Source organism: Bifidobacterium longum subsp. infantis ATCC 15697 = JCM 1222 = DSM 20088 (genome assembly GCF_000269965.1).
Taxonomy (GTDB): domain Bacteria; phylum Actinomycetota; class Actinomycetes; order Actinomycetales; family Bifidobacteriaceae; genus Bifidobacterium; species Bifidobacterium infantis.
In genome coordinates, this window is record NC_017219.1 from 2,674,271 (window position 1) to 2,693,495 (window position 19,225).

At 57.7% G+C, this 19,225-nt stretch carries 14 protein-coding genes and 1 pseudogene; 6 read left to right on the forward strand and 9 right to left on the reverse strand.

From position 1 onward, the window contains the following. Positions 1-72: 72 nt before the first annotated feature. Positions 73-777, forward strand: coding sequence for an HD domain-containing protein (locus BLIJ_RS12370; protein ID WP_012578617.1), 705 nt, complete (start codon positions 73-75; stop codon positions 775-777). 39 nt (positions 778-816) lie between these two features. Here the strand turns inward: BLIJ_RS12370 and BLIJ_RS12375 are convergent, their stop codons facing one another. From BLIJ_RS12375 to BLIJ_RS12395, 6 genes are all read right to left on the reverse strand, one after another. After that, the gene (locus tag BLIJ_RS12375) at positions 817-1,677 is read right to left on the reverse strand and encodes a class II glutamine amidotransferase (protein ID WP_012578618.1); all 861 of its coding nucleotides are present in this window, start codon (positions 1,675-1,677) and stop codon (positions 817-819) included. A gap of 93 nt (positions 1,678-1,770) precedes the next feature. Continuing rightward, positions 1,771-4,275 (reverse strand): KUP/HAK/KT family potassium transporter, encoded by a 2,505-nt coding sequence (locus tag BLIJ_RS12380; protein WP_014485201.1) that lies wholly within the window; start codon positions 4,273-4,275, stop codon positions 1,771-1,773. A 142-nt stretch (positions 4,276-4,417) separates the two neighbouring features. Then, positions 4,418-5,377, reverse strand: a complete 960-nt coding sequence (locus BLIJ_RS12385; protein ID WP_012578620.1) for a TatD family hydrolase — start codon at positions 5,375-5,377, stop codon at positions 4,418-4,420. A 39-nt stretch (positions 5,378-5,416) separates the two neighbouring features. After that, on the reverse strand, positions 5,417-5,581 hold the full coding sequence (locus BLIJ_RS14640) for a hypothetical protein (protein WP_155392804.1): 165 nt from the start codon (positions 5,579-5,581) through the stop codon (positions 5,417-5,419). Further along, positions 5,582-6,727, reverse strand: coding sequence for an alpha/beta hydrolase (locus BLIJ_RS12390; RefSeq protein WP_012578621.1), 1,146 nt, complete (start codon positions 6,725-6,727; stop codon positions 5,582-5,584). An 8-nt stretch (positions 6,728-6,735) separates the two neighbouring features. Then, complete coding sequence (locus BLIJ_RS12395) at positions 6,736-8,217, reverse strand: sugar porter family MFS transporter (RefSeq protein ID WP_231837837.1); 1,482 nt, start codon at positions 8,215-8,217, stop codon at positions 6,736-6,738. A 201-nt stretch (positions 8,218-8,418) separates the two neighbouring features. Between BLIJ_RS12395 and BLIJ_RS12400 the strand changes: the two genes are divergently transcribed. From BLIJ_RS12400 to BLIJ_RS12410, 3 genes are read left to right on the forward strand one after another with little or no spacing between them, the layout of a single operon-like run. Beyond that, entirely contained in the window at positions 8,419-9,438 is a 1,020-nt protein-coding gene (locus BLIJ_RS12400; RefSeq protein ID WP_012578623.1) for an ROK family protein, read from the forward strand. Next, positions 9,428-10,123, forward strand: a complete 696-nt coding sequence (locus tag BLIJ_RS12405) for an N-acetylmannosamine-6-phosphate 2-epimerase (protein WP_012578624.1) — start codon at positions 9,428-9,430, stop codon at positions 10,121-10,123. Before BLIJ_RS12400 ends, BLIJ_RS12405 begins: the two co-directional genes overlap by 11 nt. Before the next feature lie 38 nt (positions 10,124-10,161). Next, on the forward strand, positions 10,162-11,037 hold the full coding sequence (locus BLIJ_RS12410; protein WP_012578625.1) for an AraC family transcriptional regulator: 876 nt from the start codon (positions 10,162-10,164) through the stop codon (positions 11,035-11,037). Between the two features lie 140 nt (positions 11,038-11,177). Here the strand turns inward: BLIJ_RS12410 and BLIJ_RS12415 are convergent. After that, positions 11,178-11,885: pseudogene (locus tag BLIJ_RS12415) on the reverse strand (Fic family protein); the annotation flags it as partial. A gap of 612 nt (positions 11,886-12,497) precedes the next feature. On the opposite strand from BLIJ_RS12415, the gene BLIJ_RS12425 reads away from it, so the two are divergent. After that, positions 12,498-13,568, forward strand: coding sequence for a Fic family protein (locus BLIJ_RS12425; protein ID WP_012578627.1), 1,071 nt, complete (start codon positions 12,498-12,500; stop codon positions 13,566-13,568). 25 nt (positions 13,569-13,593) lie between these two features. Here the strand turns inward: BLIJ_RS12425 and BLIJ_RS12430 are convergent, their stop codons facing one another. Both BLIJ_RS12430 and BLIJ_RS12435 read right to left on the reverse strand, forming a co-directional pair. After that, entirely contained in the window at positions 13,594-15,402 is a 1,809-nt protein-coding gene (locus BLIJ_RS12430; RefSeq protein ID WP_012578628.1) for an ABC transporter ATP-binding protein, read from the reverse strand. Positions 15,403-15,412: 10 nt separating this feature from the next. Beyond that, positions 15,413-17,323, reverse strand: coding sequence for an ABC transporter ATP-binding protein (locus tag BLIJ_RS12435; protein ID WP_012578629.1), 1,911 nt, complete (start codon positions 17,321-17,323; stop codon positions 15,413-15,415). Positions 17,324-17,764: 441 nt separating this feature from the next. Here BLIJ_RS12435 and BLIJ_RS12440 point away from each other — a divergent pair, with 441 nt between their 5' ends. Further along, positions 17,765-19,162 carry an ATP-binding protein gene (locus tag BLIJ_RS12440; RefSeq protein WP_012578630.1) on the forward strand — a complete coding sequence of 466 codons (1,398 nt, stop codon included), beginning with the start codon at positions 17,765-17,767 and terminating at the stop codon, positions 19,160-19,162. Positions 19,163-19,225 lie beyond the last annotated feature (63 nt).

Genomic DNA, 19,225 nt, shown 5'->3' on the forward strand with positions numbered 1-19,225 from the left:
TTTCAATGCCACGGCTCATTGCCGCGCTAATCTGAGGATAAATCTGACCGTACGAGGCGAAACCTGATAATCATGACCGGATATATTCCCACACTGGAGCAGATCGACGAATTGCACCGCAAAATCGCGCCGTCCAAGGCGGCGTACGAGCTGGTGCACACGCATTGCGTGATTGTGGCGACCATCGGCTGCCAGATCGTGCGCCGGCAGAACGCGCTGTTCACGCGCCGCTGCACATTACCGAAGGACGCGGAGGTACCGCCCACCGCAGGCGTCACCGGCGGTCATGTGCCGCCGCGTCTGCTCGATGAGCATTTGGTACTCATCGGCGGACTGCTGCATGACATCGGCACCTACCGCGTGTTCAAGCATGACGGCTCTGACGGCGAACCGCTCAAATTCAGCAAGAAACGCTACATTCTGCACGGTCTTAAGGGCTACGAGTATCTGCTCGACGAGGGCGTGGACGAGTCCATCGCCCAGTTCTGCCGCAACCATACCGGCGTGGGACTTACGCGCGAGGATGTGGTGTGCCAGGAGCTGCCGTTGCCACCAGCCGACTATGTGCCGATGAATCTCGAGCAGGAAGTGGTGATGTACGCCGACAAGTTCCATAGCAAGTCAGTGCCGCCGAAGTTCCTGCAGGTCGAGGCGTATACGGCCCGAGCCGAGCGATTTGGCGGAGAGAACAAACAGCGATGGCTGGATCTGGTGGCCAAGTATGGCATGCCGGATATTCCGGCGTTGGCGGAGAAGTATGGGATGCGGATGATTTGAGGCTCAAGGCCCTCGTCAGAGACGGCTTATGAAGCTATTTCAGATGGAACGGAGACGGTAGGTGCCGTTGCGGTTGGAGGCGATGATCATCTGGTCGTTCTCCAGCACGTTCCAGCCTTCCTGCTCATAGCCGGAAGAGGAGACCACCACACCGGCGGAGTCGCCGTTGTCGTCGCGCAGCTCACGGTAGCGCATCACACGGTAGTCGGCGGCCTGCGCGCCACGGCCATACTCGTCGTAGATTTCCACGATGCGCGGGCTGGTCTTCTCACGACCGGCGGCGCACAGGGCGATGAGCTGGTCCTCGGACTGAATCATGCAGTTGTAGCTGGACTTCGGGTAGGCTTGGCGCAGTTCGCGCACGGCCTGGGCCACGGCCTCGTCGAGCGGGAAGCCGAAACCGATGTATTCCAGAATCACTGCGAAGAAGATAGCGGAGTCGGAACGGCCGCCGGTGGAGAGGAACACACTGTGGTTCACCGGGTATGAACGGTTGGTGACGATGTTGCGGCCATTGGCGTCCGAGATATCGCCGTTGTGGATGAAGCTCAGGCCGTTCGCATAGAACGGGTGCTGGTTCTCCATGATGAGCGGCAGATTGGAACTTGCCAAGCGCAGGTGCCAGATGGCACCGCGAGACGGTTCGTCGGCCAGCGCCTCAAACGTGCTGTCATGACGGGCCGCGATGGTCGACTTGTAGATGCGCGTACCGGTTTCCGGGGTGGGCGCGCCGCCGTCGCGCACATGCGGCGCTTCGGCGGGATCGGAAAGCTGGGCTACACCCCAGCCATCATTGTGGATTTCAGACAGTTCGCGGAAATCGCCGACATTGTCCCGACCCAACACCGCGTTGAGGCTCAGGTTGAAGCCTGCCGTCGCGTATCCCAGTAATCTGCACATGGTATTTCAACTTACCGAAACCGTGTGGCGACGTGCGGCGACTGTTATAGGCATTCTTTATAGAGCGCATCAGCGCCGCTGCAAACTGGTATGTTATCGCTTCTGTTTGGCGGAGCGCTGAGGCTTGGCGGCGGGTTTGCCGTTCTTGGCCTTGCCCTTATCGCCCTGCTCAGCGACCGCAGCGGCGGCAGCGGTCTCAGCGATCTTCCGCTCCTCGGCCGATACGGCGGCATCGAGCTCCTGTACCAATCGCCCGAGCCCGGACGTGGTGTCCATCGGGTCGGGGACGGCGGCCGGGTCGGCCACTGCCCGAGTCGGCGTGGGCGTCGGGATGGTCTTGGCCGTATCGGTGCGCTTCAGACGCGGTGGGCGGCGGGTGGAGACGAACAGCGGCTGCACCTCGACCAGCGGGTTGTAAGGTGCCAGACCGAACCACTTAACCGGCGAGCCGGCCATGCGGCGGATTGCGTACTTGGCTTGCAACGACAGGGCACCGCGTGCGGAAACCTTGGATTCCGGCATCAGGGCCTTGTGAATCAGCACGTAACGGATGGTGCCGATGTCCGGATCGGCGTCGACCTTGGGGTAAATCGACTTCTGCTTAGGCAGTTCGCCGGTTTTGGACAGGTCGTGCATGATTTGGTGGATGTACGCCGGGATGGACTGCGAAACCTTGAATCCCAAACGGAAGCGCACGCGGTAGATGTAGTTCGTGCCGAAGTTCTCCACCGAGTATTCACGGGTGAACGGCTCGTCGGTGGTTTCCACGCTGACTGCCCACCAAGCACGGGCACGCTTGGGGTGGTCGGCGAAGATGGAGAAGAAGATGTCCGTGTCGAGTCGCTTGGTTTCCGAGTCGGAGGTCAGGTACACGATGTTGTCCGCAAAATACGGGATGCGGAAATCACTGTGCAGCTTGTCGAGCGCGGGTAGGAAGTCGTTGGGCCGCATGTGACGGCGTTGCGCACGTTCGAGCTTGGTGCCCTCATTCCACGTGTACATGACGAACAGAATCGCGGCGGTCAGCAACATGGTGAACCAACCACCATGCAGGAATTTGGCCATAGACGCGATGAAGAACATAGCCTGAATCGCCAAGAACAGCACGGTGAACACGATGGCACCGACCCGCTTGCCGGAATGCCAGATGTGCACGCCGAGCAGCACGGTGGTGGTAATCATCGTAATGGTCAGCGCCAGGCCGTACGCGGCGGAGATATGCTCGGAATCCTTGAAGATGGCGAGCACGGCGAGCGTGGCCACGCACAACACGCCGTTGACCACCGGAATGTACAGCTGGCCGCGCGTACGGGCCGGGTAACGCACCTGCAGATGGGGCATCCAGTTGAGGCGGGTGGCCTCGGAAACCATGGTGAACGCGCCCGTGATCAGGGCCTGGGAGGCGATCACGCCGGCCGTGACGGACAGGATCACGGCCAGGTACCGCACGTTCGGGGTCATCATCTGGAAGAACGGGTTGAGCGACTTCATCGCGGTGTATTGCTGGTTATCGCTATTGGCCAGCATCCACGCGCCTTGGCCGAAGTAGTTGAGCACCAGCGCAACCTTGATGAATGGCCAGGTGAAGTAGATGTTGCCGCGCCCCACGTGGCCCATGTCGGAGTACAGCGCCTCGGCACCGGTGGTCGAGAGGAACACAGTGCCCATAAGGGCGATGCCGGCAGCATTGTCCGGGCTGAACAGGAATTTGATGCCGTACACCGGGTTCAGGGCCGCGAACACAGACCAGTCGTTAGAGAGATTCGTGACGCCCACGATGGCGAGGAAGCTGAACCAGACCAGCACCATCGAGCCGAATACTTTGCCGATGCGTTCGGTGCCGCGCGACTGCACGGAGAAGAGAATCACGATGATCACGACGGTAATCATCAGGGTCAGGCTTGGGTTTTCGTCGAACAACCCTTCCAATGGCGGCAGGGTCTGCAAGCCTTCGACTGCGGAACTGATGGAAACCGCCGGAGTAAGTACCGAATCCGCGAGGAATGCCGCGCCGCCGAGCATGGCGGGAATCGCGAGCCATGCGCCGTACTTGCGAATCAACGAGTACAGTGCGAAGATGCCGCCTTCGCCATTGTTGTCGATGCGCATGGCGATGAGCACATATTTGACGGTAGTGATTAGTGTAATCGACCAGAAGACCAGTGACAGCATGCCGAGCACGGCCTCTCGGTTTACGCTGCCAAGCCCTCCCTGACCGGCAAGGAAGGTCTGCGCGGTGTAGAGGGGCGAGGTGCCGATGTCGCCGTACACCACGCCGAGCGCCACAATCGCCATGCCCCAGGTAACCTTGTCTGGACTGGATTGCAAGCGGGCCCACCATCGGCCGAGGCCGCCTTTCGACCATGCGCTGGCGATTTTCTCGGCTTCCTTGGTTTCGGCTTCCCTCTGCTTGGCGAGTGCCGCGCGCTCCTCCTTGGTGAGAGTGCGGCGGGACACCTTGGGAGCGTTGGTAAAGGTGTCGGCCCTCAGCAGTGCTTCTTCTTCCTGTCGGGCCTTGGCTTTGGCGGCGCCAGCCTGGGCTTTCTGGGCCTTTGAGGCTTCTTGGGCGCGTGCGGTCCTTTGGTTCGACTCAGCCATACGTTCAGTCCTCCATTGAGGTGGAGATCATCCCCCTCGCTTATGTCAGGTACATCATGGTAGACCTCGTTCACAATTCTGACAAATTTTACAAGTCAACACATCGTCTCTACACGCTCCGCGACGGCCGCACACCCGGCCCTCACAGTCCGTATACGGCGCGGGCGGTATCGCGGGTGCCGCGCGCCACATCCGCGATGGACAGGTCGAGCGTATCGGCCATGGCCCGCAAGGTGTAGGGGATCATGTACGGCGCGTTGGTGCGCCCGCGGTAGGGCATGGGCGTCAGGTACGGCGCGTCGGTTTCGACCATCGCATGGTCCAGACCCACGATTCGCAGCGATTCGCGGATGCCGTCGTTGCCCTTGTAGCTCACGGTGCCGGAGAAGCTCAGATACCAGCCATGTTCGCGCGCGATCTCGGCCATCTCACGGTCGCCGGAATACGAGTGGAATACGGTGCGTTCGGGCGCGCCGTCGGCCAGCAGGGTTTCGATGACCTCGCGATGGGAGTCACGGTCGTGAATCTGCATGGGCAGGCCCAGTTCCTTGGCCAGGGCGATGTGCGCCCGGAAAGCCTCGCGCTGCAGTTCCTTGGCACCTTCGCCGGTGCGGAAGAGGTCCATGCCGGTCTCGCCGATAGCCACCACTTGCTCGGGGTATGTGGTGGCGAGGCGATGTACTTCGGCGAGCGCGTCCTCGAAAGACGTGTCATGGTAAGGCTTGTATTTGAGGGGCAGACCATCCGGCCCCGGCACACCGCGATGCCCGTGGAGCACGGACTCATTGGGGTGTATTGCGAGCGCCGCGTGCACGTTACCTGGATGATCGAGGGCCATCTGGACGGCGGTCATCAGGTGCGGCAGCTCGCAACCGCAGTCGATGATACCCCCAATGCCGACAGATTGCGCCTGCGCCAGCAATTGGTCGACGTCGTACACCGGGACTTCGGGCTGCCCCTTCTCCTGCGCCTCATGGCTCATAGCGCGCGCGAAAGGGATTACGGAGGCCACGTGAGTGTGGTTGTCGATGGTCTGGGCGTCGTCCGGCAATGCTTCAGGTGCCGGGGCCCAGCTACGGTCGCGATGGTGGTGCTTGCTCATGGTTTCTCAGTGTAAGCTGTTTCTCAGTGTAGGCTACCGTCAGCAGGCGAACACGGCGAGCGCAAAAAGCACGATGGTGATGATGGGATTGGTGATGAGACTGAGCGCCTGACGCGTGGTGCCGTGGGTCATGCTTTCTGTTGGAGTGATGTTGAGGATGCCGCCGCAGTCATCGTCTTTTCGCGATTGCGGCGGCAATGTCATCTACACACTCGCCGTAAGCGATGTGCGCGGTGATAGATGCTCGCGGAAGAACGCCATCATTGCGTCATTGAGTTCTCCGCTGCCGGAATCCCACGTCATCAAGGGATAGTCATGAGGAATACGCTTGCCGTTGACAGACCGCAGATCATGCAGTTCATGATCGCAGTTCATCGAGCGCAGTAGCATCGTTGCGTACAGCGCATCGTTTTCCAGAAAATCATCGGTACTGGTGGAAAGCCATACCGGCGGATATGCGATTGCTCGCATCAACGATTCAGTACGCTCATATGGTGTTCCCTCCAATCGTGATATCAATGTTCGGAACGCTGGCCGCAGCTTCTCGAACAGCTCGCCGGAATCCGGGTAGAACGCATCGAACAGATGGTCATACACCAGCATGCCGGAGGTGAAACCGACTGATTGGAACCGCACATGATTACTATCAATCCCCAGAAGAGAGGACAGCTCCTCATTGGTCTCACACGCCAACAGGAACGTTCCCAGCAATGCGCCGGCAGAATCGCTGACCAGGAACAGTTGCTCAGCCGACAGCTGCCACCCATCACCATTGCTTACTAGCCATCGCAAGGCCGTCGACACATCAGTCAACATATCGAGGAAATCGCCCCCGGGTGCCAACGTATAGTTGGAGCACACCACGGCAAATCCTCGGCTGGCAAGCTGAGCGGCATACGCATTCTGAATTTCCTTGAATGAATAGAAGAACGCGCCACCGTGAATGTTGAAAATAACCGGAATATCACCGTCGCCGCGCAAGTATGCGTCCTTCGGCAGGAAAATATCCAACTTATGAGCACGCCCGCCATCGGTCATATAGTCGATATCCGGAAATTTCATCACGGTATCAGGCAACGCACTGCGGAAGTCCAGTCGGCGTACGTCACTGAACGCGTAGCTTGCCCGATGCTGCCGCACATAATCGATAAAGACTCGATACTCATCATCATCATCGGGTATGTCTGCGGTATCGGGAAGATCCTCGTCAAGGTAAGTCCATGTTCGGGCCAACCGTTCCTGTAGCGGCGTCAAAACACAAGTTCCATTCGTAGCGTAAATATCATTCAACGTGAAAGGAATTCCGTTGACAGAGAACGTCATTGCATCGTCGTCTTGATAACGCATCATTCCCCACCTCACTTCAGCTCAGCCTTCATATCCTCAAGCTCCACACCGTTGGTTTCCGGCAGGAACTTGACGACAAAGAAGAAGCCCAGCAATGCCATCAGCGTGTAGAAGCCGTACGTCCATCCAAGACCGATACCATCACGCATAGGAGGATAAATCGTAGTGATAAGGAAGTTGAACATCCAGTTCGCGGCAGTCGCCACGGCCTCCCCCTTGGCACGGATACGATTCGGGAAAATTTCGCTGATGATGACCCAGACGGTGACGTTCGTAGTGGCACAGCAAACCAGGAAGAACGCGTAGGTGCATACGATGGAAATCCACGTCCACGTAATCGACAGGCTCAGAGTACCGTCAGCACTCAACTGTCCTTGGCCGAAGCCAATGGCCGTGATGCCCAGGAATACCGTCATCAGCAAAGTTCCGTATTTCATAAGATTACGGCGACCGACTCGATCGATAAGCACCATACCTACCACCGTGGCAACGGCGGCGAGCGTCGCACGTACAACAGCGATGGTCAGCGACGCCTGCTCGCTGAAGCCCAGCATGTTCCAAAGGCTGGAATCGTACAGCATGATGATATTCTGCCCATTGGCCTGAGCCAGCAGAACGAAGATGATGGAAATCCAGACCACGCCCTTGAGACCGAACGTCTTACCGCGCAGTTCCCTGAAGGAAACCTTCTTCTCGTTCTCCTCGCTCTGGAACGACTTCTGGATTTTGGCGATGGTCACATCGGCATTGTTGTCACCGATGACGTCAATCAGAATGGTCTTGGCCTTTGCAATCTCGCCCTTCATAACCAGATAACGAGGAGTCTCTGGCAAAGCGAAGCATAGGAAGAACATGATAACGCCAGGCAGGGCTGTTGTCACTAGCATCCAACGCCATGCGTCTATCCCCATCCAGAATGGCATTTCAGCGCCACCGGATGCCACGACATAGATATCGTTGACGACCAGCGATGCGATGATGCCCAATGCGATGGCCATCTGCTGGAAGCTGGTGAAGAAGCCACGTCTTGCTGCTGGAGAAATCTCCGAAATGTAAGCGGGGCCGATTGCCGAGGTGAATCCGACACCAAGGCCTCCGACGATACGGAAGATGATAAATATGGTGAAATTCGTCGTCAGACCTGTCACCAAAGAAGCTGCCACAAACAATATGGCGGCAAGTTCCAGTACACGAATTCGTCCCATACGATCGGCGACCACACCGGCGAACCATGCGCCGAACACACATCCCAGCAATGCGCTGGAGACCGAGAATCCGCTCATGGTACTGCTGAGTGCAAAACCGGAATCCGGACTGGCGATTGCGGTCACGGCGCCGTTGATGACCGACGTATCGTATCCGAACAGGAAGCCACCCACGGCTCCGATCGTACAGACGGCAATTAACTTGCCTTTAAGCTTGCCATCGATTTGAGACTGAGTCTGTTGGCTCATGATATTCTCCTTTGCCCGATGATGGACCTCGTCGCCCACCAGTAAGCCCCTATCGTATTGAGCGAGCATTTGCCGGTCATTGGCAACAGGGCTATGGGCGTGATACAAATGAATGATTTTGTGACCGATGGTTCAAGGCGTCGTTGTCGTACTCGGAGGAAGCCTGATAACAATAAAAGCGGAGGCGAACTGACGCAGTGCAGTCGCCCATACCGCTTAATCACACCAACGGAGATGCCTATGAGTTTTGCAAGCATAATCCATCAGCATACGGTGATATCCGTGGACATCGGCGGCACCAAAATCGCCGCTGGTCTCATGTGCGTAGACCTCGACGAACAAGGAAGACCGCGGGACATGCCAGCGTTGATTCGACGGTACGTCATACCGACGAAAGCACGTCTCGGCGGCACCTCCGTATTGCAACGCGTCGTTCAAGCCATTCGCCAGTGTCTGGACGATGGTGAGATTCCTTTCCCACTATTGGGGATCGGTGTAGCGAGCGCAGGAGTCATTGACGGCAACGGTTCGGTGGTATCAGCCACTTCGTTGATTCCCGGTTGGGCCGGTATTCAACTGCAAGCCGAATTATCGGCAACGTTCAACGTGCCTGCCATCGTCATCGGAGATGTTCAGGCACACGCCCTTGGTGAAGCGCACTGGGGATGCGGACGACAATACCAATCACTACTGGTCGCCGCCATCGGCACCGGTATCGGAGGCGCGATAATCATCGACGGGAAACTGGTACGCGGCGTCCACGGAGCCTGTGGCCATATCGGCCATCTGCCGCATCCCGACGCCATTGGTATATCCTGCTCATGTGGATGTGAGGGCCATGTGGAGTCAATCGCCTCAGGTACCGGCATTGCCGATAATTATCGACGTGCTCTGCAACAGAACGGACACAATACTCTCCCCACCGACATCAATGGACGCGCTATCGCCGAACTGGCCAGTCAAGGTAGTACGGAAGCCGTAACCAGTATCACTCTGGCCGGCACGAGTCTCGGCGATGTTCTTGGCGGACTAATCAATGCCCTTGATCCCGATGCCGTGATCCTTTCCGGCTCCGTAGTCCATTCTGGAGAGCTATGGATGAAATCTGTGAAACAAGGCATCCAAAGACAGACCTTGGGCATTCTTTCCCGAACACCGGTTTTGACAGGAACACTCGGCGGCAGAGCCCCTCTCATCGGAGCAACATCAGCTCTGTGCGCCGACCTCAGATCAAATAAGGAGCAGAAATATGAATACTAACGATACTTATTCGAAACGTCTTATTGATTCGCTCCACGGCACACTGATAGTCAGCTGTCAAGCATATCCCGGCGAGCCAATGCGGCATCCCGAAACCATGGCCCAAGTCGCTCAATCAGTAGTAATCGGCGGCGCTGCCGCCATTCGATGCCAAGGTCTTGCCGATATCAGCGCCATCAAAGGCCAAGTAAAAGTTCCAGTCATCGGCATATGGAAGGAAGGCGATAACGGCGTATACATCACGCCAACGTTACGCCACGCCAGAGCCTGCATTATGGCGGGAGCCGACATTGTGGCACTCGATGCTACAGATCGGCCTCGGCCAGACGGTCTAACTCTGCAGCAGACCGCGCGGCAACTCAAAAGCGAGGGCGCAATACTGATGGCCGACTGCGGCTGCATCGAAGACTCCGATGCAGCCGTGGATGCAGGATTCGACATCATCTCCACCACGCTGGCTGGATACACCGATTCCCGCGCCAAAACAGAAGGACCGGATTACGAGCTCCTCGCTCAAATGCTGGAGCGGCACCCCCACGTACCGGTGATATGCGAGGGTAGGATACATACTCCGTCCGATGCGGCCAAAGCCATAGAAATGGGTGCCTGGGCAGCCGTAGTCGGTACCGCCATCACCCACCCCATGACGATAACGTCATGGTTCGCCGATGCAGTAAGGTCCTGATGGCGCACAAACCAACAGCGACCTAGGTAGGAGGCGATATGCAGTACGTTAAGGGCACCAATCAGGAACTATTGACCACATCACCGCAGTTCCCTGCCCTGGTCATCGCACATCAGGGATTCGACAAAGCCAGGTTGCATTGGCATGAAGGCTTCGAGGTGGTATACGTCCGACGCTGTCGGGCCACAGTGATGAAAGGCACCCAACGTTCGATGCATCATGCCGGTGATGTAGTACTGATTCCTCCACGCTGCCTGCATAGCATCGAACTTATTCAGGATCTTCGGCAACCATCAGCTGTACCGCAGGCGCTTTCCGTAACGATCTCGCCCACGGAGTTGCTACCGTCATATCCGTATATTACCCAAATCCAACAACAGCTGGATTACGACTACATTGGCGAAAAAGATCATCAACAATTGCTGAAATGCTGCGAACAAATGTTTGCGGCACTGATCAGTGGCAAGCAGACACGGTTCCTTGAAGCGAATTCCTGGTTCTACACCATGCTTACCAATGTTTTTGACTACGCCAAACCATTGGCTGCAGCGAACCAAGAAGACACCGAGGATGAAACCATACTCCAGGATGGACGAGTCATTAGACGAATACGCCACTACGTGCAACGTCATTATCGCGAGCCCCTATCCACCGCACAGGTGTCGCAGAAATTCGGATATTCACGAGAGCATTTTTCAAGGATATTCAGCAAATATTCTGGAGTGACATTTAAAGACTACGTAACGCGTGTACGTCTGCTGGCGGCCTGCGATTTGCTCACCAACACGGATATGCCAATCAATCAAATCGTCCGGGAATCCGGATTCCCCAGTTCTCAAACCATGCGAGGATCGTTTGACCGCGAATTCGCATGCACGCCCAGCGAATATCGCTCTCGTTCGATGGAAGAATAATCGAGAATCATCTCCATTCTTACGAAGCGCGATATGGACGATACTGCAGTAGGAGTCCAATATGTCGCAGTCCCTCAAAAACGAACAAATCCGGTAGTGTCTGAGAATCTTGGCATTACTACAACCATGGCACGAAGTTACTAATCCTCGCTCACTCCCGTCGAGAGGATGCTTTTCAACGATTCCGACGTCTGTATCTTCAGCGGGCGCTTCCCGGACTGAACGACGAGACCCGCATCCAGTATCTCCCCCACGTATGTTCTCGCACTTTGCTTGGATAGTCCGATTTGGCGGGCGGCGTCGTCCAGCGACATGGACTCGATCGAATCGAACATCTCCTCCTGGATTACGCCGTATAGTATCGAGGCCGCTTTCGCAGACAGACCGTGCTTCTGCCTAAGCCGTTCGCAAATCGTCTCGCCCTTGTCAAGCTGGTCAACCATGATTTCGAGCTCGCCAATCAGCTCGTCCTGGGCTTCACGGATGAACCCGAGGAGGGTGTTCACGAAAAGCGTGAGCTCCCCGCAGTTCAGCTTAGCCTCCGCTTCCACGAACGCCTTGTAGTAGGCGTTTTTGTTCTCCGCAATGGTGCGCGACAAAGACAGTACCGTAGGCATGGTCAGATCATGATTCAGGTAAAGGGCCAGGAGATACCGCCCTGTCCTGCCGTTGCCGTCGTAGAACGGGTGAATGTACTCGAATAGGAAATGCGACATGATAGCCGCCTGCAGGCGAGGAATCTCGTCGGAGGTTGCGAGATGAATCATATCCGCGAGAAGTGCGCTGATATTGCCTTCGCCACTGACGCCGTTATGAATTGCAAGACCGTGCGGCCACTTCAGCTCCATCGCTTATTCTGGTAGAACTTCGCGGAATCATATACACCTATCACATCACTGATAGTTTTCAATAAAGCAGCATTAGCCGCACCGCCTCCACACAACGGCGAGTCCCCGTCCTCTGCTCCTCGAGCCAGTCGCGATGCCACATGCGCAACGCCTCTCGACTGGGATAACCCAACTCGCGGATCACATCCGCAACGCAGCACTCGTACCGCACATACAACTCAACCGCACACCGACGCTGCTCCTTGCTGTACTTCGCCATGGCCGCCCCCTCGAATCACAGTCCAAGAAAACGGCACCACCCCCAAATGATAAGTATTGCTTGTCATGGAACGCCTCCCCAGATTGCGTTCTACACTGGCCAACTTCCACTTGGCCAACCTCTGCCTGGCCAAGCCATACGGGCCAAGCCTTCGAGCGATTACATGCCGCCAATCTCGTCCGTCTGAACTTGCCGTTTCTTGCCACGAGCGCAACATTCCCGGGAAAGTAGCGCAACCGGCAAGCGAGATGGCCGCCATCCTGCCGCCTTTTCTGCCTCATCAACCCATTTTCTACCTCATTTTGATAAAATATGATGCAGAAAAGTTCGTATGATGCAGAAAATGAGGCGGTATGAGATCATTCGACTACATCGAATCAGGTAAGACGTTGCTCACCCCGCACACCACGAGTTTGCTTGCCGCGATTCACGAGGCAAAAGGGCGCCAAAGCATACAGACAACGATCAGACCGGATATATTGGAGACGCTGGTTGCCGTCGCGCGCATCCAAAGCACAGATGCCTCAAACCGCATCGAAGGTATTTCTACCAGCGATAGCAGGCTCAACGATCTCGTCTCGGAGAAAGTCACACCGCGCAATCGCAATGAAGAAGAGATTGCCGGCTACCGTGACGTGCTATCGGCTATTCACGAAAGCCACGACTATATTCCGGTTACCCCGAACGTCATTCTTCAACTGCACCGCGACCTCTTCCGGCACACACCACTGACCTTTGCGGGGCATTTCAAGGACAGTGACAACGTCATCATCGAACGAGATGCACACGGGACCAGCACCGTGCGATTCGCCCCACCGTCCGCACTTGTCACACCGGAACTGATCGAACGCGCGTGTTCCGCCTACACGCAAGCAATCCGAGATGGACATACCGATCCATTGCTTGCCGTCGCCATGTTCATTCTCGATTTCACCTGCATACATCCGTTCAATGACGGCAACGGCCGCATGAGTCGGCTACTCACGCTCCTGATGTTGTACCGCAATGGCTATATGGTCGGCAAATACATCAGTATCGAACACCTTATCGAGCAAAGTAAAAGCACTTATTATGAGGCGCTGGCCGCAAGCACCCAAGGATGGGACGACAACGCCAATGATTATGCGCCATTCACGAACTACCTGCTTGGCATCATACTGTCCGCGTGCAAGGAATTCGACGAACGCATCAATCTCACGGCAGGCGGCAGAGCGCAGGGAGCACCGCGAGTAGTCACCAAGGGAACGCGGATTGAAGCACTGCTTGATCGATCCCTAGTTCCACTCTCCAAGGCCGATATTCTCGCTCGCATGCCCGATACCAGCACCACCACCATTGAGCGCACGCTGAAATCACTGTTGGACTCCGGTACGATCATCAAAATCGGTGCCGGTCGCAGCACCCGCTATATGAAACGCCGCTAAACGCATCCTTGTGCGCAACATCTCGTCACTCTTCCGGCGCCCCGCTGGCCACGCGAATCATCGCGTACTGCGACTCGTAGAGGCGGTAGTACGCGCCCTTGGCGGCGAGCAGCTGCGCGTGCGAGCCGTGCTCGACGATCTGGCCGTGATCGATGTAGAAGATCTCATCCGCGTTCTCGATCGTCGACAGGCGGTGCGCGATGATGAAGCTCGTGCGCCCCTTGAGCAGATGCTGCAGGCCGGCCTGCAGCGCCTCCTCGGTGCGCGTGTCGATGTTGCTCGTCGCCTCGTCCAGGATCAGGATACGCGGGTCGGCGAGCAGCACGCGCGCGAAGGCGATGAGCTGGCGCTGGCCGGCCGACAGGGTCGATCCGCGCTCCTCCACCACCGTGTCGTACCCGTCGGGCAGTTCCATGATGAACTCGTGCGCGTGCACGGCCTTCGCCGCCGCCTCGATTTCCTCGTCGGTGGCGTCGAGCTTGCCGTAGCGGATGTTCTCGCGCACGTTGCCGGAGAAGATGAAGGTGTCCTGCAGCATCACGCCCATCTGCCGGCGCAGCGATGCGAGCGTCACGTCGCGCACGTCGTGGCCGTCGATCGTCACCGAGCCCTCGGACACGTCGTAGAAGCGCGACAGCAGGTTGATGATCGTCGTCTTGCCGGCGCCCGTCGGGCCGACCAGCGCGATCGTGCGCCCCGGTTCGACGTGGAAGTCCACGAGGTTGAGGATGTTGCGGCTGTCCTTCTCGTAGCGGAACACCACGTCGTTGAAGTCGACGCGCCCGCGGATCTGCGGCAGGTCCGCCGCGTCGGGCTTGTTGCGGATCTCCGGTGTGACGTCGAGCGTCTCGAAGATGCGCTCGAGGTACGCCGAGCAGGTGATGAGCTGGTTGTAGAAGTTGCCGATGTTGATCACCGGATTCCAGAAGTTGTTCGCGTAGCCGACGAACGCGATGAGCACGCCGGTGGTCACGTTCACACCCCCGAAGCCCATCACGCCGACGAAGTAGATGAACGAGATGGTCATCACGGAGATGGTCTGCACGCCCGGCCACATGAGGAACTGGATGTGCACGGCGTGCATCCACGCGGAACGCACCTCGCCCTGCTGCTCCTGGAAGGTCCTGAACTGGGCCTGCTCCTGCGCGAAGGTCTGCGTGGTCTTCACGCCGGCGATCGACTCGTGGATGTAGGCGTTCAGGTTGCTCTGCTTGTTGGAGAGCTTCTGGAAGGCGCGCCGCTGGAAGATCTGCAGCACGCGCACCCAGATGATGAGCACCGGGAACAGGATCAGGCTCCACAGGGCCAGCTGCCAGTCGATCACGAACATCACGATCAGCGTGATCACGAAGGTGAACACGTCGGAGATCACGTTGATCAGACCGGAGCTCAGCGTGTCCGAAAGCGTGTTCACATAGTTGACCACGCGGATCAGGATCTTGCCGTGCGGGCGCGAATCGAAGTAGCTGAAGGGCAGCGTCTGGATATGCGTGAAGATATCGCGGCGCATGTCCTTGAGCATGAGCTGGCCGACGCGCGTGATCGCCACCGTGCGGTAGCGCAGCCCGAACTCGTACAGCACGATTAGCGCGGCGAGGATCACAGCGAGGATGCCGAGCTTGCCGAGGTCCTTGTTCGGGATCGCCTCGTCGATCATGATCTTGGTCAGGTACGGCACGGCGACGACGATGCAGCTCATCGAGATGACGACGACGAGAATGCGCGCCACCTGTGCCATATACGGTTTGAGATATTTGCCGACGCGAGCGATGTCGTGGAGGTTGATGGACTCCTCCAGCTCCTCATCCTCGCGGAATGTATTGCGTTGTGCCATAAGTCCTCTTCTAAAACCCCTGTGCAGCGCCGGACTGGAGTCCGAGCTGCTTGTGGTAGATGTCCCAGTAGCGGCCGTGTGCGGCCACGAGTTCGGCGTGGGTGCCGCGTTCGACGATACGTCCGTGCTCGAGCACCAGAATCAGGTCGGCATCCTTGACCGACGAGATGCGGTGGGCGATGGTGACGATGGTCTTGCCGCCGTCCATCTCCTTGAGGTGCTTCTGGATCTCCGCCTCGGTCTCCATATCGACGGCCGAGGTCGTATCGTCCATAATCAGGATCGACGGATCGTCCGCGAGCGCGCGGGCCAGCGACAGGCGCTGCTTCTGCCCGCCGGACAGGCCCACGCCGCGTTCGCCCACGACGGTGTCATAACCCTGCGGCATCGACCTGATGAAATTGTCCGCGCCGGCGATCTGGGCCATTTTCCGGATATATCGGTCGTCGCTATCATCGCTGGCACCAAAGCCGATGTTGCCGCCGATGGTGTCGGAGAACAGGAAGGTATCCTGTGCCACGATGCACACCTGCGAGCGCAAGGTGGCCAGCGGCCAGTCGCGTGCGTCGATGCCGTCGATGAGCACATGGCCCACGGTCGGGTCGTAGAAGCGGGAGATGAGGCTGACGAGCGTGGACTTGCCCGCGCCGGTTTCGCCGAGGATGCCGAGCTTGGAGCCGGCGGGCACGGTGAAGCCGAGGTCCTTGAGGATCGGGGTCTCCGGGTCGTCCGGGAAGGCGAAGCTGACGTGGTCGAAGCGGATGTCGCCTTTGATGTGCAGCGGGCAGGACTTGCGTTCGGCGGACTGCTGGGCACCGGATGTTCCGGAAGCCCCGGGCGCTCCGGTAGCCCCGGTAGCCTCATCATCGTGCTTGACTTGCTCGACGATCGTGACCGCCTGCTTGACGGCTTCGACCGCGTCGGGCTTCTCCACGATGCGCGGCTGTTCGTTGAGCAGCTTGCGGATCTTGATGCAGCTGGCGTTGAATCGCTGCCAGTCGTTGATGAGCCAGCCGGACTGGCGCACCGGGCCGTCGATCATCCACAGGAAGGAGTTGAAACTCACCAGATTGCCAAGGGTCATGTAGCCCTTGATGACCAGAAAGCCGCCGAGGCCGAGCGTGATGAGCTGCAGCGAGAAGCCAAGGCCGTCCAGCCAGGGCATGTACCTGCGCGAGTTGTAGGCCAGGGCCATGTTGCGCTGCATGTAGTCGTCGTTGTGCTCGTCGAACTTTTCGGTCTCGTACGGTTCGCGCACGAATGCCTTGACCACACGGTTGCCCTCGATGTTCTCTTCGACCATGGAGTTGAGGGAGGCCAGCGAGTTGCGGATAGCGAAGAACAGCGGGTGGGCGTGCGTGGACAGGCCGCGCGTGAGCACAAAAATGAACGGCGTGACGCAGGCCAGGACGAGCGCGAGTCGCCAGTCGATGGCGAACATCACACACAGGGCGCCCACGAACATGACCACGCAGTCGGCGATCTGATAGCTCACCCAACTCAGGCAGTGGCGGATCGCGTCAGTGTCGGAGGTCAGGCGGCTCATGATGTCGCCGGTGCGTGTGTGGTTGAAGTACGTGAAGTCGAGCTCGTGCAGCTTCTCGTATTCATCGGAGACGAGGCGGTAGACCGAGTTCTGGCCGAAACGCTCCATCCACATCTGGTAGCCGTATCGCGCGCCCACGCGGATGATGGTCATGAGGATCATCAGTCCACACAGACGTGGCAGTTCGTCGGCATGTCCGCCGACGATGACGCGGTCCACGATGATACCGGACAGAATCGGAATGGTCAGGGCCATCGTGTTATTGGCGATGAACAGTAGAAGCGCGCCTACCACGCGGGGCAGGTCTGGTTTGCAGTATGGCAGCACCCATTTGAGGTTGCTTGCACTGGTATTGATTCCCGGATCGACGTACATGTGAGGGGATCACCGTTTCTTGGGGATTGTTTGCTTATGGTATGGTGCGGCATGCTCCTGCGCCGCACGCGGCAATCGCTGCCGCCACGATTCACGATCAGCCGTGCTTCGCACTGCGCCTGTCATTGGCCGCACGACCGGAGCTCTCCTTCATCGGTCGAAGCACGTTCGACTTTCGCAAACGCGTACTAGTCTAGACGGCCTGCGTCCAATCGCAACAGCCCACAACTCTGCGTGTTCCCCGCCTTAGCAACGCGGCACGGCCCAATTCGCGACGCATTCCCCGGAATGTGTCGCGCGAAACGTTGCGCATGCGGCAATGCACGCTCGAGACCTGTTGCATACCAGTCGACCAAATTATAGAATCATAATTAAGTAAATTACGATTCTATAATTTGCGCGTGTGCACCAGGCAGACAGCAAAGCAAGGAGACAAGGGCCATGTTCGTCGGGCGAGATAAGGAGCTTTCGGCACTGGAACGCCGCTGGAGCTCACAGCAGTTCGAGTGCGTCGTGGCCTACGGCCGTCGCCGCGTGGGCAAGACCACACTCATCAACCGCTTCCTCGAAGATCGCCCCACGATTTTCTTTTCGGCAATCGAATCCAGCGCTTCCAAGAATCTCGAATCGTTAAGCCGCAGCATTGCTCTGTATGAAAAGGGCTCAGAGGCGTTCGAGACAGCGCCCGTATACCGCAGCTTTGAATCCGCACTGGAAGCGGTGTTCGCGCTGGCCGCAAAGCAACGCATCGCCTTCGTCATCGACGAGTACCCATATCTGGCTAAAGCAGACCGGACCATCAATTCGGTCCTGCAGCATGCCATCGACCGCCATAAGGATGACAGTCAGCTCATGATGGTGTTATGCGGCTCTTCCATGTCGTTCATGGAGCGCCAGGTGCTTGGGTATGAGAGCCCCCTGTACGGCAGACGCACCGCTCAAATCAAAGTGGAGCCATTCGGCTACGCCGATGTCCGCAAGTTCTTGCCAAGATACAGCAACGAGGACGCCGCCATTGCTTACGGACTTACCGACGGTATCCCGCAGTATCTTCGGCAACTGGACGACGGCATCAGCATCCGAGACAACATCCGTTGGAACATCCTCGACCCAAGCTGCTATCTGTTTGAGGAGCCAGACAACTTGCTGAAGCAGGAGCTGCGCAGTCCGGCCGAGTACAACGCCGTAATCCAGGCCATTGCCTCCGGGGCATCTCGGTCGAACACCATCGCCACCGCATGCCATATGGAATCGTCCTCATGCGCCACCTATTTGCGCAATCTCATCGATCTGGGAATCGTTCGCAAGGAGACACCTTTCGGCGAGGACGCTCCTCGCAAGACGATCTACCGTATCGAGAACTCGTTCTTCCGATTCTGGTACCGATATGTGCCGAACAACATGTCCCTCATTCAATCCGGTCATGCCGATCTCGCCGCCGACCGTGTTATGCGCACTATCTCCGACTTTATGGGGCAGGTGTTCGAAGACATCTGTGTTCAGTGGATATGGTCCCATAACGGTACCGAGGCATTGCCTTTCCTCATGCTTGATGCCGGACGTTGGTGGGGCGCCAATCCGACCACCCGCAGTCAGGAGGAAATTGACATCGTGGCTTCAGGAGAAAAACCGAAAACTCTCCTATTCTGCGAATGCAAATGGCGCAGCGTGCCATCCGGTCTGCAGCAGTTGGAAGTGCTGCGCAATCGCGCCAGACTGCTGCACCCCGAAACCAGCCATTACATGCTGTTCTCCAAATCAGGCTTCGACGAGCATGTCGCCGCCCGCGCGGCGCAAGACGGTACAGTGACGCTTGTCGATTTTGCGGATATGGATTAGTCGGTTCACTCCATTGCGGACGGTAAGGGTGAAGTAACAGGCTGGGTCAATGGACCGAACCGC